Source organism: Microcystis sp. M31BS1 (assembly GCF_020245285.1).
GTDB lineage: Bacteria > Cyanobacteriota > Cyanobacteriia > Cyanobacteriales > Microcystaceae > Microcystis > Microcystis panniformis.
This window is the reverse complement of the sequence record NZ_JADBVE010000382.1, coordinates 1-26,531: the sequence shown is the minus strand read 5'-3', so window position 1 is coordinate 26,531 and position 26,531 is coordinate 1. Positions and strand designations below refer to the sequence as shown.

24 protein-coding genes and 5 pseudogenes are annotated in these 26,531 nt (G+C 43.0%); 18 read left to right on the top strand and 11 right to left on the bottom strand.

Going from position 1 to position 26,531, the window contains the following annotated elements:
• Nucleotides 1-180: 180 nt before the first annotated feature.
• From IM509_RS24420 to IM509_RS21450, 4 genes and pseudogenes are all read left to right on the top strand, one after another.
• Nucleotides 181-366, top strand: a pseudogene (locus IM509_RS24420) (hypothetical protein); the annotation flags it as partial.
• A 320-nt stretch (nt 367-686) separates the two neighbouring features.
• A complete protein-coding gene (locus tag IM509_RS21460; protein WP_052275563.1) occupies nt 687-1,859 on the top strand; it encodes a glycosyltransferase family 2 protein in 1,173 nt (390 codons plus the stop codon).
• Nucleotides 1,860-2,146: 287 nt separating this feature from the next.
• Nucleotides 2,147-2,728 (top strand): annotated as a pseudogene (locus IM509_RS21455) (ISAs1 family transposase); the annotation flags it as partial.
• Nucleotides 2,729-2,861: 133 nt separating this feature from the next.
• A complete protein-coding gene (locus IM509_RS21450; RefSeq protein ID WP_002756702.1) occupies nt 2,862-3,563 on the top strand; it encodes a hypothetical protein in 702 nt (233 codons plus the stop codon).
• A gap of 558 nt (nt 3,564-4,121) precedes the next feature.
• On the opposite strand, the pseudogene IM509_RS24235 reads toward IM509_RS21450, so the two are convergent.
• The 5 genes and pseudogenes from IM509_RS24235 to IM509_RS21425 form a co-directional block, all read right to left on the bottom strand.
• A pseudogene (locus tag IM509_RS24235) lies at nt 4,122-4,402 on the bottom strand (hypothetical protein).
• Nucleotides 4,403-4,477: 75 nt separating this feature from the next.
• A pseudogene (locus tag IM509_RS21440) lies at nt 4,478-4,657 on the bottom strand (ClpB D2-like domain containing protein); the annotation flags it as partial.
• A gap of 17 nt (nt 4,658-4,674) precedes the next feature.
• Nucleotides 4,675-6,222 carry a glycosyltransferase family 39 protein gene (locus IM509_RS21435; protein WP_052275564.1) on the bottom strand — a complete coding sequence of 516 codons (1,548 nt, stop codon included), beginning with the start codon at nt 6,220-6,222 and terminating at the stop codon, nt 4,675-4,677.
• A 141-nt stretch (nt 6,223-6,363) separates the two neighbouring features.
• Nucleotides 6,364-6,645, bottom strand: coding sequence for a hypothetical protein (locus IM509_RS21430; protein WP_052275565.1), 282 nt, complete (start codon nt 6,643-6,645; stop codon nt 6,364-6,366).
• 75 nt (nt 6,646-6,720) lie between these two features.
• On the bottom strand, nt 6,721-9,186 hold the full coding sequence (locus IM509_RS21425; RefSeq protein WP_002765002.1) for an ATP-dependent Clp protease ATP-binding subunit: 2,466 nt from the start codon (nt 9,184-9,186) through the stop codon (nt 6,721-6,723).
• 564 nt (nt 9,187-9,750) lie between these two features.
• On the opposite strand from IM509_RS21425, the gene IM509_RS21420 reads away from it, so the two are divergent.
• The 10 genes and pseudogenes from IM509_RS21420 to IM509_RS21380 all read left to right on the top strand — a co-directional run bounded on the left by IM509_RS21420 (nt 9,751) and on the right by IM509_RS21380 (nt 15,846).
• Entirely contained in the window at nt 9,751-9,975 is a 225-nt protein-coding gene (locus tag IM509_RS21420) for an addiction module protein (RefSeq protein ID WP_008199613.1), read from the top strand.
• On the top strand, nt 9,972-10,268 hold the full coding sequence (locus IM509_RS21415) for a type II toxin-antitoxin system RelE/ParE family toxin (RefSeq protein ID WP_052275568.1): 297 nt from the start codon (nt 9,972-9,974) through the stop codon (nt 10,266-10,268). Before IM509_RS21420 ends, IM509_RS21415 begins: the two co-directional genes overlap by 4 nt.
• A gap of 426 nt (nt 10,269-10,694) precedes the next feature.
• Nucleotides 10,695-12,359 carry an AIPR family protein gene (locus tag IM509_RS21410; RefSeq protein WP_185236928.1) on the top strand — a complete coding sequence of 555 codons (1,665 nt, stop codon included), beginning with the start codon at nt 10,695-10,697 and terminating at the stop codon, nt 12,357-12,359.
• 349 nt (nt 12,360-12,708) lie between these two features.
• Nucleotides 12,709-12,975 (top strand): hypothetical protein, encoded by a 267-nt coding sequence (locus IM509_RS21405; protein ID WP_004160621.1) that lies wholly within the window; start codon nt 12,709-12,711, stop codon nt 12,973-12,975.
• Between the two features lie 4 nt (nt 12,976-12,979).
• Nucleotides 12,980-13,123, top strand: a pseudogene (locus IM509_RS24230) (clan AA aspartic protease); the annotation flags it as partial.
• 86 nt (nt 13,124-13,209) lie between these two features.
• The gene (locus IM509_RS21400) at nt 13,210-13,638 is read left to right on the top strand and encodes a DUF29 domain-containing protein (protein ID WP_072925634.1); all 429 of its coding nucleotides are present in this window, start codon (nt 13,210-13,212) and stop codon (nt 13,636-13,638) included.
• 438 nt (nt 13,639-14,076) lie between these two features.
• Entirely contained in the window at nt 14,077-14,694 is a 618-nt protein-coding gene (locus IM509_RS21395) for a hypothetical protein (protein WP_072925637.1), read from the top strand.
• Nucleotides 14,695-14,924: 230 nt separating this feature from the next.
• The gene (locus tag IM509_RS21390) at nt 14,925-15,200 is read left to right on the top strand and encodes a hypothetical protein (RefSeq protein ID WP_072925641.1); all 276 of its coding nucleotides are present in this window, start codon (nt 14,925-14,927) and stop codon (nt 15,198-15,200) included.
• 216 nt (nt 15,201-15,416) lie between these two features.
• Entirely contained in the window at nt 15,417-15,626 is a 210-nt protein-coding gene (locus IM509_RS21385; RefSeq protein WP_002734849.1) for a type II toxin-antitoxin system HicB family antitoxin, read from the top strand.
• Entirely contained in the window at nt 15,619-15,846 is a 228-nt protein-coding gene (locus IM509_RS21380; protein WP_052275571.1) for a type II toxin-antitoxin system HicA family toxin, read from the top strand. Before IM509_RS21385 ends, IM509_RS21380 begins: the two co-directional genes overlap by 8 nt.
• 147 nt (nt 15,847-15,993) lie before the next feature.
• Here IM509_RS21380 and IM509_RS21375 read toward each other — a convergent pair whose 3' ends face one another.
• The 4 genes from IM509_RS21375 to IM509_RS21360 form a co-directional block, all read right to left on the bottom strand.
• Nucleotides 15,994-16,941: a PRC-barrel domain-containing protein gene (locus IM509_RS21375; protein WP_185236929.1), complete on the bottom strand. Its 948-nt coding sequence runs from the start codon at nt 16,939-16,941 to the stop codon at nt 15,994-15,996.
• Between the two features lie 264 nt (nt 16,942-17,205).
• Complete coding sequence (locus IM509_RS21370) at nt 17,206-18,465, bottom strand: dihydrolipoamide acetyltransferase family protein (protein WP_185236930.1); 1,260 nt, start codon at nt 18,463-18,465, stop codon at nt 17,206-17,208.
• Between the two features lie 534 nt (nt 18,466-18,999).
• Nucleotides 19,000-19,743 (bottom strand): DUF561 domain-containing protein, encoded by a 744-nt coding sequence (locus IM509_RS21365; protein WP_002756734.1) that lies wholly within the window; start codon nt 19,741-19,743, stop codon nt 19,000-19,002.
• Between the two features lie 92 nt (nt 19,744-19,835).
• A complete protein-coding gene (locus IM509_RS21360) occupies nt 19,836-20,003 on the bottom strand; it encodes a hypothetical protein (protein ID WP_002756735.1) in 168 nt (55 codons plus the stop codon).
• 191 nt (nt 20,004-20,194) lie between these two features.
• Between IM509_RS21360 and glmU the strand changes: the two genes are divergently transcribed.
• Nucleotides 20,195-21,565 (top strand): bifunctional UDP-N-acetylglucosamine diphosphorylase/glucosamine-1-phosphate N-acetyltransferase GlmU, encoded by a 1,371-nt coding sequence (gene glmU / locus IM509_RS21355; protein ID WP_052275575.1) that lies wholly within the window; start codon nt 20,195-20,197, stop codon nt 21,563-21,565.
• Between the two features lie 133 nt (nt 21,566-21,698).
• Here the strand turns inward: glmU and IM509_RS21350 are convergent, their stop codons facing one another.
• Complete coding sequence (locus tag IM509_RS21350) at nt 21,699-22,514, bottom strand: hypothetical protein (RefSeq protein ID WP_052275576.1); 816 nt, start codon at nt 22,512-22,514, stop codon at nt 21,699-21,701.
• 383 nt (nt 22,515-22,897) lie between these two features.
• Here IM509_RS21350 and IM509_RS21345 point away from each other — a divergent pair, with 383 nt between their 5' ends.
• Nucleotides 22,898-23,479, top strand: a complete 582-nt coding sequence (locus tag IM509_RS21345) for a thioredoxin family protein (RefSeq protein WP_072925656.1) — start codon at nt 22,898-22,900, stop codon at nt 23,477-23,479.
• Nucleotides 23,480-23,659: 180 nt separating this feature from the next.
• On the opposite strand, the gene IM509_RS21340 is transcribed toward IM509_RS21345, so the two are convergent.
• Nucleotides 23,660-24,910, bottom strand: coding sequence for an FGGY-family carbohydrate kinase (locus IM509_RS21340; protein WP_052275578.1), 1,251 nt, complete (start codon nt 24,908-24,910; stop codon nt 23,660-23,662).
• Nucleotides 24,911-24,912: 2 nt separating this feature from the next.
• On the opposite strand from IM509_RS21340, the gene IM509_RS21335 reads away from it, so the two are divergent.
• Nucleotides 24,913-25,971, top strand: a complete 1,059-nt coding sequence (locus tag IM509_RS21335; protein WP_052275579.1) for a tocopherol cyclase family protein — start codon at nt 24,913-24,915, stop codon at nt 25,969-25,971.
• Between the two features lie 93 nt (nt 25,972-26,064).
• Nucleotides 26,065-26,307 carry a hypothetical protein gene (locus IM509_RS21330; protein ID WP_249264876.1) on the top strand — a complete coding sequence of 81 codons (243 nt, stop codon included), beginning with the start codon at nt 26,065-26,067 and terminating at the stop codon, nt 26,305-26,307.
• The last annotated feature ends 224 nt before the right edge of the window (nt 26,308-26,531 follow it).

The following is a 26,531-nucleotide window of genomic DNA, read 5'->3' as shown; positions in this document are numbered from 1 at the left end:
TCTAGAGCGAACTAATCAATTAAATCTCTTACCAGATAAGGATTTAGTCGATTTATGCCCCCATATCGAATCATACCAAGTAACGAAGAACCTTTTATTCTTTTTTCCACTTCAATCTAAGAATTGAGAAAAAAGCAAAATCCTCCATTATACCATAAAAAAATTATGCAAGAGGTCTAATACACATTGATTATTTCTTTTGCCCTATCTATAATTTTAATGCGCTTATTTTTGTATGTTGCAGTCGATCTGGCATTTTTCCCCGCAGCTTCACGTTATTTATTCCCCAGTAATCCATTGCTATCGGCACTGTCAATTCTAAACTTATATGTTACAACTAAACTTTTAAGGTCATTTCGATTTTAAGCTTGATATAGCTAAGGTTTATGGCTGTGAAACCAAGATAAACTTCAGTTTTTAATTTTTCAGTATCATTTTCTCTGGGTTGCCGAATTTTTGCCCTAAGCCGTTCGTAATCTAAACCCCGTTGTTGGGATGCTGAAGGCCCTGTCTAGCTTAGATAGCTTCGGAAATCTGGATAATGAACACCCCAATCATTATAGGTTATTGGGGACAAAGACAAGCCAATCAATTAAGGCAGCACTATTGAGCAATCAAAAATCTGTTGTCACAAATGTCAATAATCCTGTTATACTCTTGAGCAAAACGACTCCACCGCCATTGTTATGCTGGAAAATCAGGTCAGGGCAGATGCCGCCTCTAAGGAGCAGATACCTACTCTAGAATTATCGATCATCATGCCCTGTCTCAACGAGGCGGAAACCCTGGCCACCTGTATCGGCAAAGCACGAGATTATCTGGAACAACACAAAATTGCGGGAGAGGTGCTAATCGCCGATAATGGCAGTAGCGACGGTTCCCAAGAAATTGCCACTAATTCAGGGGCGCGGGTGGTTCCCATCCCGGAAAGGGGTTATGGTAGCGCCCTGCGGGGGGGTATCGCCGCCGCCAAAGGTCAATACATTATTATGGGGGATGCCGATGATAGCTATGACTTTACCAATCTCTCGCCTTTCCTAGAAAAATTGCGACAGGGTTATGATTTGGTGATGGGCAATCGTTTTCAGGGGGGAATTAAACCCGGGGCGATGCCGGTATTGCATAAGTATCTGGGCAATCCTGTCTTGACTTGGTTAGGACGGTTATTTTTTGGCAGCCCCTGTGGTGATTTTCACTGTGGATTGCGCGGGTTTAGTAAACAGGCGATCGAACAATTGAACCTACGCACCACTGGCATGGAATTCGCCAGCGAGATGGTGGTGAAAGCATCCCTCTACGGTCTGAAAATTACCGAAGTACCAACCACTTTATCCCCTGACGGTCGCAGTCGTCCCCCCCACCTAAAAACTTGGCGCGATGGCTGGCGACATCTCCGATTTCTGTTAATGTATAGTCCTCGCTGGTTGTTTCTCTACCCCGGACTGGCTTTAATGTTTCTGGGATTTGTGGCGACGATTTGGTTTATGACCCAACCGAGAGTTCACACCCTTCTCTATTCAGCCACAGCTTTGATTATTGGCTTTCAAATCGTCAGTTTTGCCATCTTCACAAAAGCTTTTGCTATCAGCGAGGGTTTATTACCGGAAGACCGAAAATTAAGACGATTTTTGCGTTATATTAATCTGGAGGTGGGATTGATCATTGGCGTAATTTTATTGGTACTAGGTATGGGGGGTTCACTGTATGCTTTATATACTTGGAATGCTCGACTTTATGGGGCTTTAGATCCAGCCGTGACCATGCGGATTGTCATTCCTTCCGTAACCGCTCTAGCGTTGGGAGTACAGGTGGTTTTTTCCAGTTTCTTTTTAAGTGTTTTGGGATTGAAACGAAGATAAAAATAATTGTAACTGATTGTTATCGGCTTTATTGCTTCTAAACTTATATGTTACCCTTCAACTTTCGTATACTCAAAAATACCAAGAAATAGACAATCATCCTAGTTCTTATGGTATCCGTATTAAACAGGGTAAGCTCATCTAATTTAGCAGTTAAGTAGGTAGGCACAATTATTTGTAGGATGGGTTAGCGGTAGCGTAACCCATGCGGGCGTTGGGTTTCATGCTTCAACCCAACCTACGTTCATTTTATATTTAATTCCACCCACCTACTTAATCATATTCAAGCCAAAAAAGCTGACTACGTTGTCGCCCTTAAAGCTAATCATCCGACTCTTTATACTCAGGTCAAAAACTGGTTTGAGCAAGCTCAAGCACATCAATTTGATGGTATTCAATTTAGTTATGATTACCATCTGGAAAAAGGTCATCATCGCCTCGAAAAACGTTGGTGTTGGGCTGTACCCTTAGAAGCTTTCGGCGGTCTTTATCAACAGGCTCAATGGCAAGGAATTCAAAGTATTATCATAGTTAAACGAGTTCGTCATCCTGGTCATAAAACCACTTGTGAAGTCCAATTTTATCTCAGTTCTCTCCCTGCTGATGCTCAAAAAATAGGTAATGCTATTCGTAAACATTGGAGCATTGAAAATCAGGCTCATTGGATTTTAGATGTTACTTTTAATGAGGATCAATGTCGGATTCGCTCAGGCCACAGCCCTCGTAATTTTGCATTCTTGAGACGAGTAGCACTTAACGCTCTTAACCAAGAATCCACTTACCGACGTAGTCTGGCACAAAAAAGTCAACGGGCGGCCATGGATAATAACTATATGATGGCTGTGCTGAAAGCCTTTTGTCAAGCCTAATTGAGATGCTCTTACCCTGGGTGATTCTGGCAAGAGCATTTGTTCGCTTGACTTGCTGTTCTTACTTATTATACTATAACAGTCCTTGGGCTATCAATTTTTCGAGATACCCAACTATGTAAACAAATATATTATGAATCAAGGCATTGACTATTTTAATCGTGGACATTGGTTAACAGGGATTCAAGAACGCTTAAGTGTAGAAGCTCGCCGTAAGATGTTTGATTTAGCTATGAACAAACTCGATTTACGGGCAGGAGAAAGTATTATTGATATTGGTTCTACTCCAGATGTGGAGAGGATAGACAGTAACTGTATGATTCCCTGGTTTCATGAAGCAGGGTTAACTGTCGCCCTCTCTTCCCCAGAAGACATTTCTTCCCTGAGCCAAGTGTTTCCTTTTGCCAAAATTTTAAGCCCCAATGGATTTCATCGCCCAATTCTTGCTAAGGAGTGTGAGTTTGATGTAGCCACCTCTAGCGCAGTTTTAGAACATTGTGGTTCGACTCATTTACAGGTTGAACATATTCGAGAGTGTGCCAGAGTTGCTAGTAAAATATTCTTAACTACACCCAATCGTTGGCATTGGCTAGAATTTCATACTAAACTTCCCCTAATCCATTGGTTACCTAAATCTTGGCATCGGTTTCTATTAAATATAGTCGGGTTATCCTTCTGGGCTAAGGAAGATAATTTAAACCTACTGGGTAGAGCCGAATTATTAAACTTAGCTAAACAAGCTTTAGGAGACAATTTCAGTATTAGAGTCGAAACCATCTGGGCGCTGGGAATGCCTTCCAATTTAGTATTATTAGCTAGACGTATTAATGACTAATACAGGGTAAGCGCATCTTAACAATCCTTGACAAAATGAACTTTATGTGAGTTGCTTACCCAGAGGTACATTCAGGCATATTTGAGGAGAATTTGCCATCTCAATTGTTAAGCAAAAATCGACCCAATGTTAAGATTTCGTAACTATTCTGATTGACTGGTATCACTTGAAATGCCCACACAGCAAGCAGATCACAAAAGTGGCTAATTATCAATAGCGTTTGAGATGCGCTCACCCTGGTATTAAATGTAAAATACTTGGATAAAACGTCAAGGTAGTTATGCAGACAAAGAACTCGTATTTTTTAGATTTAACTCCTCTAAGAGAATTGATGCTTTCCAGAACCTTCTGGTTCAGTCTCAGCATCGTATTCTCTATTTTGTACAGTATCTTATTCTTACAAATCGCTTTCGGTAGCGAGTACAGCATTCAGGATGACGCACGCCTTAGTATTGTTGACTTCCAGGAAAGAATAGGGCTGACTGGCTAAGGTAAAATTAGGGTTTCGGCTTATCCTGAACTCAGGTTAGTTATGACATGGCAATTCTACAAAACCGCCTAATTTGATAGCTTTTTACGATCTTCTGATCTGCCGCTTCTAGGCTGGTAATTGCGGTTTCTGCCGTCAAAATGTCAGGAATATCAGTTAAACTGGCAGTTTGATCAACCTGTTCATTTCTAGCAAATAAATTGCTCATATCTTGAGAATAATTAGAAGCGATCGATAATAAAGCTCCAGCAAAAATATAGAGAGGTAAAGGTAAAATAAACCCCTTGGCTCACTGATAAAATTCCACCAACAAAAATAACAAAACACAACCCACAATCCAGACTTTCATCGCACTTTTTCCCTATTTTTACGAGAAAAGGTGAGCAAAAAGCCCCCCCTGTATTTAACTAATTCCAGTGAGAATTTATTCAATCACGGGAGCGATTAACTCGCGTCTTTCCCCCGAAATAACTTTCACCTTACCTTCCTCATCGATATCGACCATGGCCGTATCCCCATCAGAAACCCGTCCGGAGAGAATTTCCTCAGCCAGAACATCTTCCAACAGACGCATAATCGCACGACGTAAGGGACAAGCAAGGTATTAAGTTTCCATCACTACTACCCAATCACTAGGAAAAGTAGAGTGCTGATCAAAGCTGTGATCAAGAGGAATCCCCAAATTTTCCAGAGCAATCCTTGCGCTTTGTTGGATTTAAGGGGCCAGAAATACACCCTACTGGCGAGATCCGACTTACTGTACTTTCTACCGGCGAGAGCGGACTTACTGTACTTTTCCTCAGTTAAGCAACTTTGGGATCGAGAAAGACCAATTAAACAACTAACACTGTCGATACGTTCAGCTAAACGAAACCTCAAAAAACTTTTTGGTTCTGCAAAGATGACCACACCACTATTTACACTAGGGTCAAAGACAAGAGAAGTAAATTGAACCAAAATGGAAAGAACAACCAAGCTGCTAATTAACCATCGTTTGAGCCGATTAACCGATAACATCTCTAAGATTAGCAAAGCTATTAAGGGGAGAAGTAGTAGCTGAACTGAGGTAACGTGATAACGAGCAGCCCAAGAACCATCTCCATGCCAGAAATCCAGTTTGCTGGTTAAGATAATATGAAAGACAAGTGCAAAAATTGAGGAAATAAAATATATTCGTATATAAGGTGTTAATTTGTTAAATAAAATAATCCCCAATACTAAACACGGTAAAAGAAAGGGGTCGTAAATAAATATACTTTTAGCTGGCGAGAAGAGAACGCCAAGAATACCAACGTAGGGAGGGTGTATGAGAGGATAATTAGGGGGGAATTCTGGCAACCCTGAAAAGATTGCTCCATTGTGGATTTGCTCCATGAGTAAGGATGTTCCCGTTGTCCAAAAATCCCCAAAGCGTAAGTAATTAAATAATCTACTCATAAAAAAGAAGGGAAATAAGCCGAAGTTCCAGAGTATGGCCGTCTTAAAGATTTGATTCAGCTTGAAATTTTTATAAATTAGACAGCTAATTAGAAAACCAAAAACTGTGAGAGCATAAATGATAGTTGTCGAGCGAATGATAATAGCCGCTCCGATTGCCAATCCACTCAAAAAAACATAGGGTACTTTGTTAGTTTTAATATAAGCCAAAGCACAAGCATAACCTAAAATCACACAAAGTAGGACTGGATTATTTTGTTGAAAAGTTTGTGCATAGTGGAGAACGGTAGTACCTAGCAACCAAATCAAGCTGGCAGATGCCGCAATTTTCTCCTGAAAATCAAATAGTCTAAGTAACCAATAACAAGAGAGAACAACTAATACATTTAGGGGTATAACTACAAGAAAACTAACCGCAAATTCTCGTAATAAGTAAGGCTTAATACTAGGAAAAACTTTAGAGAGTTGAGTGCCAATCCAATCTGCGGGCAACATTAATAAAGATTGTCCCATATCATAATGTTCATATCGTTTTCCATCTACTCCTAAAACACCAACATGGTCTAATCGAGAGGAAGGACGATAATTTGGGGGTAAAGAAACTTCTTCAGTTCCCGTCCACAGGGCATGGGCCATTCTTAGCCTAACATCGGTATCTGGAGGTACGTTGGCAGGATTGATTATTGTTATCCAGAGTAGGGCAATAAGAGCTAATTTTGTGACTGTTTTCATGATCATCTATTCTTAGAAGCTGTTTGAAAAGTTATAGAGCGTTGCTGATTTTAAGTATCAATTGTCCTCTCGGCAATTTTTAAAACCTAGCAGTAAGGTAACTTGTGGATAGGAGGCACAATTTAGTCTTCATGTCTTGATTCAGCGACACCGCTTTTTACTATCCTCCGCTGCTGCCGCTTCTAGGCTGGTAATTGCGGTTTCTGCCGTCAAAATGTCAGGAATATCACTTAAACTAGCAGTTTGATAAACCTGTTCATTTCTAGCAAATAAATTGCTCATATCTTGAGAATAATTAGAAGCGATCGATAATAAAGCTCCGGCAAAAATATAGATAGGTAAAGGCAAAATAAACCCCTTCGCCCACTGATAAAATTCTACCAACAAAAATAACAAAACACAACCCACAACCCAGACTTTCATCGCACTTTTTCCCTATTTTTACGAGAAAAGGTGAGCAAAAAGCCCACCCTTTATTTAACTAATTCCAGTGAGAAGTTATTCAATCACGGGAGCGATTAACTCACGTCTTTCCCCCGAAATTACTTTCACCTTACCTTCCTCATCGATATCGACCATGGCCGTATCCCCATCAGAAACCCGTCCGGAGAGAATTTCCTCAGCCAGAACATCTTCCAACAGACGCATAATCGCACGACGTAAGGGACGAGCGCCGTAGGCCGGATTATAACCCTCCTCGATCAAGCGTTCTTTAAACTTATCGGTGACAGACAAAGTAATATTTTGTTCTGTCAGACGTTTAAACACATCCTTGAGCAGGATTTCGGCGATTTCCTTGACTTCTTCCTTATTGAGTTGACGGAAGACAATAATCTCATCAAGACGGTTGAGGAATTCAGGGCGGAAATACTGTTTTAATTCCTCATTAACCAGCGATCGAATGCGATTATACTGGGCCTCGGCTTGATTATCGGCAAACTCGAAACCTAAACCACCGCCACCCTTCTCGATCACTTTAGAACCGATGTTCGAGGTCATGATCAACAGGGTATTTTTAAAGTCCACCGTGCGACCTTTGGCATCGGTCAAACGTCCATCTTCAAGGATTTGCAGAAGCATATTGAAGACATCGGGGTGAGCTTTTTCGATTTCGTCGAATAGCACCACCGTATAAGGACGACGACGCACCGCTTCCGTTAATTGTCCCCCTTCGTTGTAACCAACGTAACCCGGAGGCGAACCGATTAACTTAGAAACCGTGTGCCGTTCCATGTATTCCGACATATCGAGACGGATCATCGCATCTTCGGAACCAAAGAAATAAGCGGCCAGAGCTTTAGTTAACTCGGTTTTACCTACCCCCGTCGGACCGGAGAAGATAAAGGAAGCAATGGGACGGTTGGGATTTTTTAGACCGACGCGAGCGCGACGAATGGCGCGGGACACCGCTTTTACTGCGTCCTCTTGACCGATGAGACGCTGATGCAGGGTATCTTCCATGTGCAGCAGTTTCTCGGATTCGGTTTCGGTCAGTTTGTTGACGGGAACCCCAGTCCAAGAAGCGACGATGTGAGCGATTTCCTCGGCATCCACAAAGGGTTCATCGTTGCCATCTTCGCCTTTTTTGGTGGAAGCGAGATTCCGGATCTGGGTTTTGATTTCCATTTCCCGATCGCGCAATTCCCCGGCTTTCTCGAAGTCTTGACCGCGCACCGCATCATCTTTTTGTTTGAGAATTTGCCGCAGTTCTTTATCTAATTCCTTGGCTGCTGGGGGCAATTGGGAATTAATCAAGCGCACTCTCGAACCAGCTTCATCGATTAAATCGATCGCTTTGTCCGGTAAGAAGCGATCGCTAATGTAGCGATCGGACAATTTCGCCGCCGCTTCTAGTGCTTCGTCTAAGATTTTTAATTTGTGGTGCTGTTCGTAGCGTTCCCGGAGACCGTAGAGAATTTCGATCGTTTCTTCTACGGAGGGTTCACCGACCATAACCGGTTGAAAACGTCTTTCTAGAGCCGCATCCCGTTCGATATGTTTGCGATACTCATCCAAGGTCGTCGCCCCGATACATTGCAGTTCTCCCCGGGCCAAAGCCGGTTTGAGAATATTGGCCGCATCGATCGCCCCTTCGGCAGCCCCAGCACCGATGAGAGTGTGAACCTCATCGATCACAAGGATGACGTTACCCGCTTGGCGAATTTCGTCCATGATTTTTTTGAGGCGTTCCTCAAATTCGCCGCGATACTTGGTTCCCGCCACTAACAAGCCGATATCGAGGGTGACAACCCGTTTTTCTTCGAGAATGTCGGGAATATCCTTGTTAGCGATGCGTTGGGCCAATCCTTCTGCGATCGCTGTTTTACCGACCCCCGGTTCACCGATTAGGACGGGGTTATTTTTGGTACGACGACCGAGAATTTGGATGACGCGCTCGATTTCCTTTTGTCGGCCGACCACGGGATCAAGTTTACCCTCGCCGGCCATTTGGGTGAGATTGGAACCGAATTCGTCAAGAGTGGGGGTTTTAGTGCGACCTTGGGAAGATGAACCGGCGGCCACTTCGGCGGTTTCCCCTAACATTCTGATCACTTGGGTGCGAACTTTTGAGAGATCCACCCCGAGATTTTCCAGAACCCTAGCGGCCACACCTTCCCCTTCGCGAATTAGTCCTAAAAGGAGGTGTTCTGTGCCAATATAGTTATGGCCCAGTTGACGGGCTTCTTCGAGGGAGAGTTCTAAAACTCGTTTGGCTCTGGGGGTGAAGGGAATTTCCACGGCTACGAATCCGGAACCGCGACCGATGATTTTCTCCACCTCCACGCGCGCATCTTTGAGATTGACACCCATGGACTTGAGGACTTTGGCGGCAACTCCCGTTCCCTCTCCAATTAGTCCTAGTAAAATCTGCTCTGTTCCCACGAAGTTATGGCCAAGGCGGCGGGCTTCTTCTTGGGCGAGCATGATTACTTTAATGGCTTTTTCCGTAAATCTTTCAAACATAGCCTATCCATCACCTACACAAGCGACCCTAGATATGCTGATTTTAGCACGGCTTTTTAGTTTAGCTGTCTCTCAGTGATCAGTTATTGGGGAGCGGCTATTAGTTATAGTGGTTATAGGGCTGAAGATTTTTTCTGGGGTCAATCGGTCTCAGCTGACTTGCGGAGATGCCCGGAATCTCCCGGATTATGGTTTTGGTCCCCTGGAAACCTGCCGATAAGTTGTTCACCGTTGCATAATCCCCTAGGGTCGTGGTCATCCCCATCTCTCGATCGCTTGACTATTGATCGCCCATTTTCAGACCAAAACTCGAAGTATAAGCAGATTAAATATTACTACCTATTGACAAATTAGTATATATGTTGTAGAAGAACGGGTGATATACAGAAAGTTGACCCATATCGTTACTCTGGACAGTGTTATGCAGAAAGTTGACCTATAATATGTAGTTAGGTCGCTTAGTATTTGAGTCATCACTATGTATGCCTAAACTAACGCTTCAAGTCCGAACCCATGACAACTTGTTAGAACTACTCGCTCAATCTGAATCGGGAGCTTGTCTGTATGGATATCGCGGCTACACTAAATGAAATTACAACTTTAAGTGTTGAGGATAGAATCCTTCTGGTTCAAGCGATTTGGGACAGTATTGCAGTGGAACAGGTGTATCCTGATTTAACCGAGGCGCAAAAACACGAACTCGATCAGCGGATTGAGGGTCATAATAATGATCCCGATAACGTCCTCACCTGGGAAGAGATGAAAGCATCAGTCAGAAAGCAAGCATGAAGTATGTACTGGTATTTCGTCCAGAAGTCCGTGACGACCTCAGCGATGCCTATGATTGGTATGAGAGTCAACAAGCTGGTTTGGGTGATGAATTTATTGATTGTGTAGATGACTTACTCAATCAGATCGGCATGATGCCAGAGTCTTATGCAATCGTTTATCTGGACATTCGACGAGCAGTCATCAGACGATTCCCATATGCTGTCTACTATCGAGTGATTTCAAGTCGGGTCGTTGTGACCGCAATTTTTCATGGTCGGCGTGATCCAAAGTCATGGCGATCGCGAACCTAACAACCCCAATGCACCGGCCCCTTGAGGTTATTGGTTAGTGCGATGCCGAAGGCACTGCGTAGCAGGGCGCATCGCTTCGTGGGTTGGGTTGAGCGAAACAATACTGGGGCAAAAATAGCTCAATTCGCTTGAAAAAGCGCAACCCAACCACCCCAAAGGTTACTCTTTGTTGGGTTTCCTTGGGTTAACCCAACCTAAAATAATTGCTGCTCTATCGATCGCCCATTTTCAGACCAAAACTCGAAGTATAAGCAGATTAAATATTACTACCTATTGACAAATTAGTATATATGTTGTAAGACGGGGTAATATACAGAAAGTTGACCCAGATCGTTACTCTGGAGACTGTTATGCAGAAAGTTTTCGTATAATATGTAGTTAGGCACAATAAAATAAGCTATTTAAATATGTTCGTTAAATAAGTACATGAATATTAATATATCCATCATCGACCAACGCTTGGTATCAGTTAGCAACGACATTCGTCAAAAAGCTTCTGAAGAACTACGAATCACAGATGAAGGCCGGCTTAAGTCTTTGGCTTTTGTATATCTGTGCGTTAAAACCATTTTAGATTTAGATGGAGATGATGTTTTTGATTGCTTAACAGAAGGAGGTGGTGACTTTGGAGTAGATGCTATACATATCTCAGAAGAATATGACGGTGAATTTACAGTTAGTTTATTTCAGGCAAAATATAAGAACAACCTAGAAGGAAACTCTAACTTTCCTGAAGAAGGTATAAAAAGTTTAATAAACGCAATTAATTACTTATTTAATCCAGCAGCCAAACTAGAACATATTAATCAACGACTGCTTGTGAAAGTGGAAGAAGCTCGTAGCCTAATCCGGGATGGCTATATTCCCCAAGTTCGGATAATAGCTTGCAACAATGGGCTGAAATGGAATTTATCTGCTCAAGAGGCTATTGATCGTGCTGAGTTTGGAGATCAGGTGACATGGGAATATGTTAATCACGAGCGTTTAGTCAAAATTCTTCAAGCTTCTAAACCCGTAAAAGATACTTTGCAGCTAAGTGGCAAAGCTATTGTGGAAGATATGGAGTTTAGCCGAGTACTGTTGGGTAGAATTTCGGTGACAGAAATTGCCACACTTATAGAGCGACATGGAGAACGTTTATTAGAGCGCAATATTCGTCGCTACTTGGGTTTACAAGGAAATCGCGTAAATGAGGGTATCCGTCATACTTTAACTAGCGATGAAAAAAACAATTTTTACTTTTATAATAACGGGGTCACGTTGATTTGTGATAGTTTCTCATACAACGCATTGCAAGATGGCGATTACAAAGTGCGTGTTGAGAATTTACAAATCATTAACGGTGGTCAAACGTGTATGACCATATTTAAAACCTTGCGAGAACCAGATTTAATTCATCAAAATGCCCAAGCTTTTGTTCTTTTAAGACTCTATCAATTGCCTCGTGAAAATGAAGGTTTAGTTCAAAGAATTACCTACGCAACCAATAGCCAAAATCCAGTAGATCTCAAAGATTTACGTGCTAATGATGAGCGCCAGAAAATATTGGAAAAGGATATTGAGCAATTAGGATTTAACTACAGGACTAAACGTTCCAATACTCCTACTCGCTCTGCTGATATTACTTCAGGAGTAGCTGCTGAGGCAGTATTATCCGTTTGGCGAAGAAAACCTCATCAAGCAAAGTTTTTCTCTCGTGAACATTTTGGGAAACTGTATGATACAATCTTTACTGACCAATTAAATGGAGCGCAAATCGTAATAGCTGTCCAGCTTTACAGAATTGCAGAAAACCGCCGCAAAAGACCTGAGTCTACTGACCCAGATTTTGTCCGCTATGCTTCCTGCTTTATTGCAATGCAGATGGGACAAAAACTTTTGGCTGATATGAAAGTTCAGATGAAAGACATTAGTCATCAAAATTTTCAATCAGCCCAAATGCTTATTGATCAAAATGGGGAGAGTTACTTTAATGCTTCATTACAGGATATTAAACAGGCACTTCAGGATCTTTATGGAGAACAAGAGATTTCCTTGCAGCAGCTATCTGCAACATTTCGACGTGGTGATTTAATAAGTAGACTTCAATGAATCAAATCGGTTCAATAATTCGACTTCTTTTCTTGCAAACTCGCTTAACCTAACTTCACCGTTAGCTGAAATATTGGTGAATTTTCAAAGTTGCCTGTTGCTGTGTAACTTCACAGATTAATATAGTGCGATGCCAAAGGCACTGCGTAGCAGAGCGCAATCTTGTAGGGTGCGTTCCCTAAGGCAACTTCTACCGCTCCACCAATAGATTTTTGAGGAACGCACCATGCTCATTGATTGAAGCTGTAAGTGCGATGCCGCTCTTGTGGGCTAAGTTGGCGAATGTTAGCGAAGATTGCCAATGTTTAGGTTAAAATAGAGGGGCAAAAGTGGCAACGGGGTCAGGACAATGACAGTTAATCAACTCCGCTACAGCAAAGAAGAATTCGCTCGACGTGGTAATGAGATTTATCAATCTCAGGTGCGCCCCCAAGTCGAGGAAGGCAATCATGGGAAGATTGTAGCCATAGATATTGAAACAGGTGCTTTTGAGCTTGCCAATGACACAATAACTGCTTCTAATCGATTGCTTGAACGAAACCCTGATGCTCAAATCTGGCGTGTCCGAATTGGGTATAAAGGCGTTCACCGCTTTGGTGTAGGTCGTCTGCTTTAACTTTATGATGAACGGAATTGTTGATCAAAACTGCGAGGCAACGCTTCGGTTAGTCGTAAGCAATGAGAGTAAACAGAGGCAGGTAATTGATGCTGTTATTGATACAGGGTTCACAGGCTTTTTGACCTTACCTCTGACAGTAATCAGTTATCATTAAGAAAACGCCGGATCGTTAACCTAACAGAATTAACCCCACAATCCCACCCGAAAAGCTTGAAAAACAGGGAACCGGTTATGCCAACCACCTACAATTGCGATTTAATTCTCTGGGCCCGGGATACGGCTCAACTTTTGCGGGAACAACGCTGGGATGCCATTGACTGGGAGCATTTAATCGAGGAAATCGAGGATTTGGGGAAAAGTGAACGCAGTGCGATTGGTTCTCAAATGGAGCGAATTTTGCTTCATCTGCTCAAGTGGCAATATCAACCCCAACGGCACTCCGATAGTTGGCTGGATTCCATCAATGATGGGCGATCGCAAATTCGTCGCAAATTAGAGGATAGTCCCAGTCTACGCGGTTATCCCGCGCAAATTTTGGATAAGGAATATACCAGAGCGCGTCGAGAAGCCGCCAGACAAACGGGTTTAATCCTTAGCATTTTTCCAGAGTTTTGTCCCTATACTATCGCGCAGGTGATCGAAGATTGGTGGCCCCAGTGATAGCCTTGATTAAAGGTTAAATAATCCTAAATCCGGTTATTAAAGACTGATTATTTATTCTCCCTTTTTGCATGAGTGCATGAGCAGAAAACGGGTTTCTCGGAGAAACCCGTTTTCTGTGCGTTGCTCAACCGATTTAGTATTATGTGACAGTTGAGGGTGCGGAATGTGGGATTGATCGCCCATTTTCAGACCAAAACTCGAAGTATAAGCAGATTAAATATTACTACCTATTGACAAATTAAGTATTTTATGTTACAGAACGGGGTGATATACAGAAAGTTGACCTATATCGTTGCTCTGGAAATTGTTATGCAGAAAGTTGACCCATATCGTTGCTCTGGAGAGTGTTATGCAGAAAGTTGACCCATATTGTTGCTCTGGAGAGTGTTGTGCGGAAAGTTGACCTATAATATGTAGTTAGGATAGAATACCAGAATGAACAATATTCCAGATAAATATATTGATTTGATGGCTATAGTCAGGAAAAGACTAGATGTGATTGATAAGATAAAATCCTTAGGAAAGGATGATTTTTATTTATCAGAAACTGTTGCATTCCATGGTCGAAAGATAATTGAAGCTATTGCCTTTTCATGCTTGTTAGCTGTTGATAATAGTCTTAAATCAGTTCCTAAAGATGCAAAAGGTCAGTATAATGCAGAAAAAATTTTCAAAACCTTAAAAAAGCAAGGAATTAATGCCTTACAAAATCCTTCGAGCATTAGGCAGGCTAATCAAGAAGAAAAAATTCAGCATAATGTAAATGTAGTGATAGAAGGTATTCCAGCGAAATGCCTAACATATGATGAACTCATCAGTATTTATCAAAATTTGCACAATTGGTTGCACGAGTTAAATCCTTATACTAAAAAGGGTCATATTGAATTTAACAATACAAACCAAGAACAACTGTGGGATGATATATCGAGACTTGAAGGTATGATAGAGCATCATGCTATGCTCGTAGAAGGTATTGGTTTTTACTGTACTTTACGCGATAAAGTTACTGGTGATACTAAAATGATACCTATATCAAAAATAAGTGATATTTAGTGCGATGCCAAAGGCACTGCGTAGCAGAGCGCAATCTTGTAGGGTGCGTTCCCCAAATGCAACTTCTACCGCTCCACCAATAGATTTTTGGGGAACGCACCATGCACATTGATTGAAACTGTGAGTCTAAATGCGATGCCGCTCTTGTGGGCTTAGTTGAGAAATGTTAGCGAAGATTGCCAATGTTTAGGTTAAAATAGAAGGGCAAAAGTTGCAACGGGGTCAGGACAATGACAGTTAATCAACTCCGCTACAGCAAAGAAGAATTCGCCCGACGTGGTAATGAGATTTATCAATCTCAGGTGCGCCCCCAAGTCGAGGAAGGCAATCATGGGAAGATTGTAGCCATAGATATCGAAACAGGTGATTTTGAAGTAGCAAAAGACAGCCTCACAGCTTCCGATCAACTTTTAGCCCGATTGACCTATGCTCAAATTTGGTTCGTAAGAATCGGACATCGAGCAGTTCATCGAGTCGGTTTGATTGGGGCAAATTTATTTCAATGATTAATCAACTCTACGCTTGTTTTTGCACAATCTTCTCACTCAATTCTAGGAAGGTGGGACAATATTGGATTAATTACTAATAACCTAATATCTTATAGAGTTTTTCAAAAAGCTTGAGTTGGGTCAATGATCAGGAAACCTAACTATTTTCTAACCAAACGATTAGGAAACAGTTATGTTATGATTTTCAGAGTAAGCCTGAGATGATAAGACACCATGAAAAATCGCATCTTTACTGTTATTTTGTACAAAGAAGATAATATGTACATTGCTGAATGTCCAGAAGTTGGTACAGTAGATCAAGGAGAAACAATTGAGCAGGCGATTGCTGGATTGAAAGAAGCCACACGGCTTTACCTAGAGGAATTTACCTTACCAGAAACATCCCCTAGATTTGTGACCAGTATTGAGGTTAGTTATGCCTAAGCTGCCACGAATCTCTAGTGGGGAGGCAATTAGATGTCTTGAACGCTTAGGCTTCGAGCAAGTTCGTCAAACAGGTAGCCATGTTGTGATGAAGAAAGAAACCGAAGAGGGCAAAATTGGCTATGTTGTCCCTTTACATCAGGAATTGAAGGTTGGTACATTAAGTGGAATTCTGAAACAAGCCCAAGTTACAGTTGAAGAGTTCATTGAACATCTGTAAAGTCTGACAAATCACTGCACTCGAAGTGATAGCAAAAGTATTTAGTCCCCCCAGAGAACCCCCTTGAGCCACATAGCACACTTTTCTTTTTTTGTCAAATTTTATGTTAAGAAATATGTAACTAATGGATAGGGGGACTGTCAAAGATTAACCGTCTTCGTATTCGGGGATTCTTTCCTTTTTCTTCTCGGTGATATTGATGCGGGGGGGATTGTAATCTGGTTCCACGTCATCATCCCACATATCATCCTCGGCCTTATCTTCGTAATCGTCGTACTGAGGACGAGAAAAGCTTTCTGTGCGTTCTAACCGCGCTTCTCCCCAGTTATCTTCTTCTTCCTCGTATTCTTGCTCATAATAAAGAGCTTCGGCCCGTTTTTGCGGTGGGGGAGTGGCGCGCAGGGGTTCTTTTTCCCATTCGTCTTCACTCCAGCGTTCTTCAACGGGTTTAGCGGCCTCAACGGGAGTGCGGAGGGGAATACCCGTACCTAACTGATTTTCCGGACGAGCAGCGGGAGTATAATAAGCTTCTTCCTCTTCTCTTTCCCAGGGGGGACGACCAATACCCAAACGTTCCAAAACCCCCACACTAACCTGCGTGAGACGTTCTTCGGCCCCTTCAAAGACAATTAAGCGATTCGGACCGCTGCTAACCACTTCTTCAATGGCAATTTCGTAGGTACTGATCAATTGTTCGGGGATAAGAGGCAATCCCAGGGAAGCGATGACAATGGAATGTAATTGACCACTAAGGGGATCAAATTGATAATCGCGGACTTTGCCTAAAGGTTCGCCGGTTTCCGTGATCACTTCACTACCGATTAAGGGAGTATAAGCATCGATATCGACGGATTCCAAGACGTTATCATCTTCAACGAGAACCACGTCTCCTGTCTGACTGATGCTCGATAAATACATATATTGAGGCATTCCCGACAAGGAGAGGATATTATCGCGGAGTCCCAGGGCAACCACTTCTCGTTGATCGATATCTACTAGGATATCTTTAACAACGCCGAGTTTTTTGCCTGTATTGCGAGTGATAACCTGTGTATTTAAAAATTCTGAACGTAAGCGACTATTCTCTGTGATCATTTTTTCCTATGGGTAGGCGTTAGGTCGTGGGAATACGAATTAGTGTAGGCTTAATATATAGGGCGAGATCGAGGGTTAATTTACCGATATTGGCTTAGATCTTAAAGTTCCCTGAGATTAACACTTTTTTTGGCCTTGTTTGGGCGATAGTTTGGGGTGATAGATAAGGTTAAACCTATTTTAGCTAATTCTTTACATTTTTTTAGTAACAACAAAGCAGGAGCTAGAGAGAAACTCCCTTGGCTCCTGCTGTCTAGATTCTGATTACATAGTTAAAGACTGCACCTCAGTTTCGATCAGTTTAGCCAAGTCTTGCAGAAAGGAGGCAGCATCGGCCCCGTAGATGACTCGGTGGTCACTGGTGAGATTAACCGTCATCTGTTTTTGCACTCCGAATAAACCATCTTTATTGACGACGATTTGGGGACGGGAAGCACCCACGGCCAGGATTGCACCTTGGTTGGGGGGTAAGATAGCGGTAAAGCGATCGACTCCGAACATTCCCAGATTAGAAATGGTAAAAGTACCACTATTATATTCTTCTGGTTGCAGTTGTTTAGTGCGGGCGCGATCAACTAAATCTTTCCAACTGCGGGAGAGGGAATAGATATCCATCTGGTCAGCAGAGCGCAAAACCGGCGTAATTAAGCCACCACCAGGCATAGCCACAGCTACGGCCACGTTAATCGCCCCGTGGTATTGGATTCCTGCGTCGCTATAGCTGGCATTAACTATAGGATGTTTAGCGAGGGTGTTGGCTACCGCTTTTGCTAACAGGGCCGTCATGGTGACACCCTTAGATTTTAGCTGTTGATAGAGTTGATCCAGTGGGTCAGTGGTGATAGTGTAGCCCACTTGGAAGGTGGGAACCTGTAGGCTAACCGACATATTCTGAGCGACGGCTTTTTGCACAGTGGTGAGGGGAACAGTCCGACCGACCGGGGCGCTGGTTGGAATCGGGGCTTTAGGAGCCGCTACAGGCACGCTGACGGGTTGCGGCGGAGTAATGACGGGAGCGGGGGCGGTGCTGACTTTTCCTGTCGCTTTTTCTACGTCTTCGGCGGTAATTCGTCCGTGGGGACCGCTACCCACTAGGGTTTTCAGATCTACCTTTAATTCTTTAGCCAGTTTTTTGGCCCTGGGAGAAGCGACTAAACGGCCATTATCTTTAACGGCGGCGACGGGGATCGAAACGGGAGGCGGAGCGATTTCTGGGGTCTCTACGGGCTTGCTAGGGGCAGCTGTGGCGGTTTTTCCCTGAGCTTTGGCCAGTTCAATTTCCGCTTCAGTTTCGGCAATATAGGCGATCGCTTCCCCCACGGGTGCTTCCTGGCCGGCTTCGACTAAAATTACAGCGAGATAGCCATCATAAAACGATTCCACGTCCATGTCGGCTTTGTCGGATTCGACCACTAACACCGTTTCCCCTTTGCTGACTTTTTCCCCGGGGGACTTCACCCAAGAAACTATTTTTCCTTCGGTCATGGTGGAACTGAGCGCGGGCATGAAGATATCTCGAATCATGGTGGAGTGCTTCTATCTCTAATGTTTTGAGCCATAGGGCATTTTACCACAGTTGATGGGGTTGGGGCTTTTCAGTTATCAGTTATCAGTTATCAGTTATCAGTTATCAGTGAGCAGTAATCAGTAATCAGTAATCAGTAATCAGTAATCAGTAATCAGTGAGCAGTAATCAGTGAACTGATAAGCTGTTGACTATAGCGTTTCCTAAGCTAGTGAGGTACACCTATTTTTCTTCCCTTTTGCCTTTTCCCTCTTGCATGAGTGCCTAAAACCCATAACTTTTGTACCTCAGCAGACTGAAAAACGCTATATCTAAATTGCTCGTTAAGATTGCAGGGGAGCGCCGGAGCTGCGGAGCAGGGAGAAGCAGTTTGAGCATTTGTACTAAAATTTCCAAGACGCGGTTTAAATTCAGTACAGCTTAACTCACATCTGATAACTGAAAACTCACATCTGGTAACTGATAACTGGTGACAAAGGGAAAAAGAGAAGGGAAAACGGACCCTTCTCCGTCGTATCTAGACAAAAATTGTTCTAGTTGCCAATATGGACCGGTTGTGCTTGCAGAGATTCGACTAAACCGCGCACAGCTGCCACCATAGCCACTTCATTATCCAATTGATTGATCGCCGAACCAACACCGATACCGGCCGCTCCAGCAGCGATCGCCATAGGAGCGGTGACAATGGATAAACCGGAAGCGCAGAGGACGGGAACCTTCACCGCATGGGAAATAGCGTGGGCTGCCGCTAAAGTCGGGGCGGCTTTTTCAATCAGTCCCAAAATACCGGCGTGACGGGGTTGACTGCTAGTGCCGCCTTCGGTTTGAATAATGTCAGCACCCTGACTAACTAAAGCTTCCGCTAGTCTCACCTGTTCATCGAGGGGCAGCAGATGGGGAACTGTCACAGACAGGGTAATTTCGGGCAGTAAGTCGCGAGTTTGACGGGTTAGGGCTAAAACTTCCGCCGCCTCAAAAATGCGTCCTTGGGCATAAAAACTATCGAAATTACCGATCTCAATTAAATCGGCTCCCGCGTCCACTGCCATCACCAACAATTCTGGCTCGACGGCCGATACACACACGGGTAAATTTGTCAAGGCTTTTACCGTCCGAATTAGGTCAGCATTAGCGGCAATATCGACAAAAGTTGCTCCTCCGGCTGTAGCGGCTTTAACTACTGAGAGAACCTGCGAGCGATCGAAATTATTTAACCCACTAATCACTTTCAGGGCATGACGACGGGCGAAGGCTTGCTGTAAGGTAAAATTGATCATTAATCTACACCTATCTGGAATTCTCAAAAAACATTTTCCCACCTTCTCGCCGATCAGAGGGTGGGATTTGAGAATTCTTAGGGAAATTTTCTTTAATTTAGGTGTTGATTCTCTTGGTTTTTGCGCTTGAGGTTTTGCAGTTGTTGCAGCAGTACCTCGATTTCCGCTTCTAGATGCAGGTATTTCACCTGTTGGTCAGCTTGGTAGGTGGTGCGAATCTGTTTCATGGCGGAGGATTCCTTAGTTAGTACAGTTGTCATAGCGGTATCTATAGAGTGCTGATTATGTTTAATTGTTTCAATTTGTATATAGTACCTTAACAATGTCTTAAAGAAAACCTTTTTATGGTAGTTTCTCAACTGGCACAGGATCAAAGAGGGGAAAAATTCTTGCAACCAAGGGGATCGGAGTGCGATATACTCAGTCGCGAACGATATTGGCAAGCATGACCATGGTAGCGGTAGCAATTTTAGCAGCGGGTAAGGGAACCCGAATGAAGTCCAGCCTTCCGAAAGTTTTACATCCCCTCGGCAGTCGCTCGCTAGTGGAACGGGTGCTTAATGTCAGCGAATCCTTACATCCCCGGCGAAAACTGGTGATTATCGGTTATCAAGGGGAACAGGTGCGAAATAATCTACAGCATCTTGAGGATATCGAATTTGTTGAACAAAAGGAACAGTTAGGCACTGGCCATGCTATTCAGCAGTTAATCCCCCATTTAGAGGACTTTCAGGGGGATTTGTTGGTCTTAAATGGCGATGTTCCCCTGTTGCGTCCCGAAACCTTGCAAAATCTTCTCCAGATTCATAAAAACCATGGTAACGCTGCCACCCTCTTAACTGCTAACCTCCCTAACCCGAAAGGTTACGGTCGAGTTTTTTGTGATGGCAATAATCTCGTTAAGCAGATTGTCGAGGAAAGAGACTGTACCGATGCCCAACGACAAAACCACCGGATTAATGGAGGTATATACTGCTTTAATTGGTCAAGATTAGCGGCGATACTGCCTAATTTAACGCCCAATAACGATCAAGGTGAGTATTATCTCACGGATGTGGTCAATTTTCTCGATCCCGTCATGGCTGTGGATGTGGAGGACTGTTTAGAAATTAGCGGCATTAACGATCGCAAACAATTGGCCGCCGCCTATGATATCCTGCAAACTAGAGTCAAAGATGATTGGATGGCCGCTGGAGTCACCATAATTGACCCCGATAGTGTCACCATTGAGGATACTGTCACCCTCAGTGCCGATGTGATTATCGAACCCCAAACCCATCTGCGCGGTGAGACGATAATCGCTTCTGGTTGTCGTATAGGTCCGGGGAGTTTAATCGAAAATAGTCGGATAGGCAGCGATGTAACGGTCTTATTTTCGGTGATTTCTGATAGTCAGGTGGATTCTGGTTGTCGCATCGGTCCCTACGCTCATTTGCGCGGAGAAGCGAAAATTGGGGCTAATTGTCGAGTCGGTAATTTTGTTGAAATTAAAAAAAGTGACATCGGCAATAAAACCAATATTGCCCATTTATCCTATCTGGGAGATGCCACTTTAGGGGAAAAAGTTAACGTTGGTGCGGGAACAATTACTGCTAATTACGATGGTGTGAAAAAACACCAAACTATGATCGGCAGTGGCACAAAAACCGGGGCAAATAGTGTTTTAGTGGCTCCTCTAGAATTAGGAAAAAATGTCACCGTGGCCGCTGGTTCAACTATCACTAGAAATGTCCCCGATAATGCCTTAGTTATTGCTCGCGAAAGTCAGCGTGTGATCGAAAATTGGGCAGATCAGTTTCAGTCGGTTAATTCTGGGATTTAAGGTAAGAAAACCGTTGCTAAATTCCGAGATTAGAGTCAACATAAACGGGGAGGAAAGAAAGAGGGGTTGAGTACCATTCAACCCTTATTTATACAAGCGAACTAGATAGTGATTAAGGAGTATGTTTGCTGATTTAACGGCTGCGACGACCGGCTTTACCGACTACGCGAATATTTTCAGGAGATTCGGTAAGTTTCACAATATCTCCCTGAACGGCGATGATATCTTGCAGTCCTCTTTCCTCCATTTCTGAAAGAATATCGATTCTCTCATTTTTAATCTCGAGAAACTCGATAAATCCCGCTAAAGAATCTGCTGAACGAAAATACTCCTCCAATCGCCGCCATAATTTTGGCCAAATTGGAGCGATTGTTTTCAAGTCATCCTTATTTTTAACAGTAACTCCCGTTAAAGTTTTATCACTAGGCCAATAACCTTTTTTATCTTTCTTAGCCACGGCTAAAGCTTTGTTGAATTCTTGTCGCAATTGGGTAAAAAGCGTATTGTAATATAAAGGGTAGGCATAACCCTCTAGTACCTGCCGATAGTTGACGGAATTTTTCAGTAGTTTAGCATCTAAAAATACTTCATCCCCATCTTCTCGCTCGGTATTTCCTGCGAAAACAAAACAAATCGGACGACCAGAACCGTCATCCACCATGCGCGCTAGAATATAGCCCTTGGGGGTGGGATTATTATTTTGATCGTAACCGATTAAATCGAGCATATTCTCTTTAGCTTGAGTCGATAAAGGTTTAATTGCTCCTTTTTCGATTGCGTCGATACCCTCGAAACGTAACTGCACAGTGCCGTTATCAGGAGAAATATTCGGTCTTCGACCTTCTAATTCAAATAATAGGCGACGATTGTTTGCCAAAAAACGTACCGAATCCCCATCGGGTTGACCGAATTGTGGGGTAAATTTACCTTTGATGAGAATAAACGCCATAAAACCTCTAAGTAGTTGGACAAAAGTAAAGTTAACTGTGGGGTAAAGCGTCGGCTCTTCTCGACTTTGTGTGATAATTTTTGCTTATGGAATCGTGAAATGCTTATCGGGCAAGACTTTTAGGGCTATTTTGCGGAAGAAAGTATCAGTATAGACCTCGTTTCCACACAGAAACCAGAAGAGCCAAGCGTCAAGTCGGGAGTCAGCTTTTTTCTACCGCTCTCCACTTCCCACTCCGATGCAGCTCTAACCAGTAATTTAGATAGGTCAATCACTTATCAGTTCACTGTTTACTGATACTGATTAAGGTCTTAAGTTTGCGCGATGAAGCATGAAATGCTATAAAAATCTCAGTCCTCCCTATAGAAAAGAGTATAAACTTTATGGCACGCACCGAGTCCACAATGTTAGATTTGGGGACAAAAGCTCCCAGTTTTGCCTTACCCGATGTGGTTTCGGGTGAAACTATCTCTCTGGACAGCTTTGCGGCTAAAACCGCTCTGTTAGTCATCTTCCTCTGTGAACATTGTCCCTTTGTTAAACACATTCAAGAAGAACTTACCCGTCTAGGTCGCGATTATGCTAACACCAATCTGGGCATCCTCGCCATTAGTTCTAATGATGTGGAGAAATATCCCGATGATTCGCCAGAAAATTTGAAAAAAATGGCGATAACTCTTGACTTTAAATTCAATTTATGCTATGACGAAAGCCAAGAAGTGGCGAAAGCTTACACGGCAGCCTGTACTCCCGATTTTTTCCTCTTTGATAGTCAGCGCATTCTAGTCTATCGCGGTCAATTGGATGATAGTCGTCCTAGTAATGGAATACCAGTCACAGGCAAAGATCTGCGCACCGCCATTGACAAGGTTTTAACCGGTCAACCGGTGCCGACGGAGCAAAAACCGAGTTTAGGCTGTAATATCAAATGGAAACCGGGTAATGAGCCACCCTATTATGGTTAATTAACGAAGGGTGTGGGGAAGTGGGGAAGTGGGGAAATGGGGAAATGGGGAAGTGGGGTGTGGGGAAATGGGGAAGTGGGGAAGCTGTCTCATCACCCTATCACCCCAAAACCCTATCACCCTATCTCCTGAATACTGACGACCGACGACCGACTCCTGACGACCGACTCCGTTAAGAGATTATTTCAAGAGCGTAACCGATTGCTGTGCTAATAAGGCAGTACCATAGGCCGCTTGCTCCTGTTGAGATAAAAGCACGGGAACCCCTAAATGACGCTGACGAATTATTCTCCAAGTCGGATTTTTTGCCCCACCACCGGCACTATCAACTCGCTCTAATTTATTGGCCCCCAATTCCTGTAAACGCTGATAACCTAAAGCTTCAATGCGGGCAATACTTTCTAGTAAACCATGCAAAAATTCTAAAGGATTATCGGGGCGAGGAGTCAGTTTTGCGGGTAAAAAAGGATCGTTAATGGGAAAGCGCTCGCCGGCTTTTAGGAGGGGATAATAATCTAAATTACTTTCTTTTTCTCCATCTATTGCTAAACTATAATTTCTCAATTCTTCATGAGAAAAAAACTTCTTTAACACCGCTCCCCCCGTATTAGATGCCCCACCAGTTAACCACAAATTTCCTAAACGATGACTATAGATGCCATAGTTACTATCATCAACTTTCTGGCTACTTAATAATTTTAAAACTAAAGTTGAACCTAAAGATGTCACTGCAGCCCCTAAAGAATTAGCACCACTGGCTAAAAATGCCGCTATGCTGTCGGTGGTTCCCGTATAAATTAAACAATCTTTCGGGATAGCAAAACGAGTCACTAAATCTGGTTTAATAGTATCGATCGCTGTACCCGGAGCAAAAATTTCCGGTAGTAAATTAAACATCGGTAAATTCTCTAACCATTGGGGATAACAGAGATTTTCGAGATCATAACCTAACTTTAAGGCATTATGATAATCACTAATTCCCAGTTTACCGTGCAGGAGAAATGCTAACCAATCCGCTTGCGAGAGAAAATAACGCGCTTGCGAAAAAATTTCTTGTTCACTCCACCAAAGTAATTTAGCTAAACTAGAGGTGGCACTAATTACGGGATGGTGAGGGGGTGCTATAGCTTTAATTGCTTCTAAAAACGCAATTCCTCGCCCGTCATTGTATAATATTGCCTCAGAAAGAGGATTACCCCAATTATCACATAATAACACCGTCGAGGAAGTACCATTAATCGCGATCGATTTAAGTTCTGAACGCACCGAATCCCCTAGATTATCCAATAAATAAAATAGGGCCTTTTGCCAATCCTGAAAATTGGCATTAGTGAAGGGATAATGAACCTCAGCGACGATATTTTTGCTAGAATCAATAGCGATCACTCGCGCTCCCGACGTGCCAAAATCAATACCTAAAGATAAACCCATAGATGTCTTCACAACCCCCTCATTCTGGCTACCATTGGGATGGTATCACTCCCCGATTCTTTGAAGGTTGGTACTTCCGAGTCATGATTCCGCAATTAGCCGACGGATTCGCCTTTATGTATTCTATTCAAGACCCAAGCGGCGGTCAAGTCAATAGCGGCGGAGCGCTACAAATTTTAGCCATAGAATCTAATTATCTTTGTCGCACTTTTCCCGATACGGATAAATTTTGGGCAAGTCATCAGGAATTAGCCATTATTCATTGGGGAAAAACTAACTTAAAAATCCGTCCCCGTCTGCTTTCTCCGTTAGATTTTTTTGAGTCTATTCGAGAAGGTTATCAAGCAACGGCACACCAGCAGCAAGGACGAATTTATGATCCTGTCACTGGAGAAATCTGTCAATGGGATTATCGCATTGAAACTAGGTACACTTGGGGAGATAAAAAGCGTCCACCCCAAGCAACAGCAGGAATATTATCTTATTTACCGATTTTTGACCCGGGTTGGCAGATTTTAACTGCTCATGGTTTAGCAACGGGAATGATTACCCATCGGGGAAAAAATTATCAATTTCAGAATGTACCTTTTTATAGCGAGAAAAATTGGGGTTATTCTTTCCCCGAAAAGTGGTTTTGGATTAATTGTAATGCTTTCCCTGAAAATCCCGATTTAACCTTAACCGCAGTGGGTTCTACCCGGAAAGTTCTCCACTGGACGGAATCGGTGGGAATTATCGGTATTCACTGCCAAAATCGCTTTTATAAGTTTGATATCTGGGATTCTCAACTAACTTGGACAGTGCAACCCTGGGGATACTGGGAAATGAGGGCAACCAACGAGGATTATACCATTGTCTTAATCGGGATCAGTGATCATCCTCCCGATCGCGTGCGTGTACCCACAGAAAAAGGTCTCTGTTTTGCTTGTCAAGATACCCTCAAAGGTAAATTGTCGATAAAATTGGCTGATAGTCGTGGTAAAACCATTATAAATGCTTCTAGTGGTCTAGCTGGTCTCGAAATTGGCGGTATTTGGCCATCAGCATGGATAAAACGGTGAGTTAAATCACCATTGCGACGGGAGAATATCACTCTATTCTTGATTGATCGGTATTAACATAGAATCAGTTTTTGATCGCTAAAAAATTGCTTCATGAACCAACCTTCTCTCAATTTTGTTGAGAAATTAGTGATAGCAGAAGTGCAGGAACAGTTAAGGAATTTACCTGCTTCTTTTCGCAAATATCGCTCGGAGATTAAAATTGATCGAGTCATGAATAATGCTATTCAAATTCTGCCGCGCAGTTTCAAAACTTTGGAGAAAAAATATCACGACTATCACACCCGAAGATTAAGAATAACTTCAGCCACTCAGCAGCAAGAGCGATCGGTCTGACTGACGGACACATTTTTCAATACAAAGACAAGTACTGTTATGTGAAAGCCTCAAACCTGACTGACGGACACAAGTGGGTCAAAGCCTGACAAGACAAGGGTTGCCAAAAAGAAAAATATCTGGGTAGATAGGGAAAAAGCAAGAATCCCTACAAGATGAAAACCGAGAACAGAATCTTCTCCCAAGTTTATTCCTATCTAGAACAAGGAAGCCGATTTGTGGAT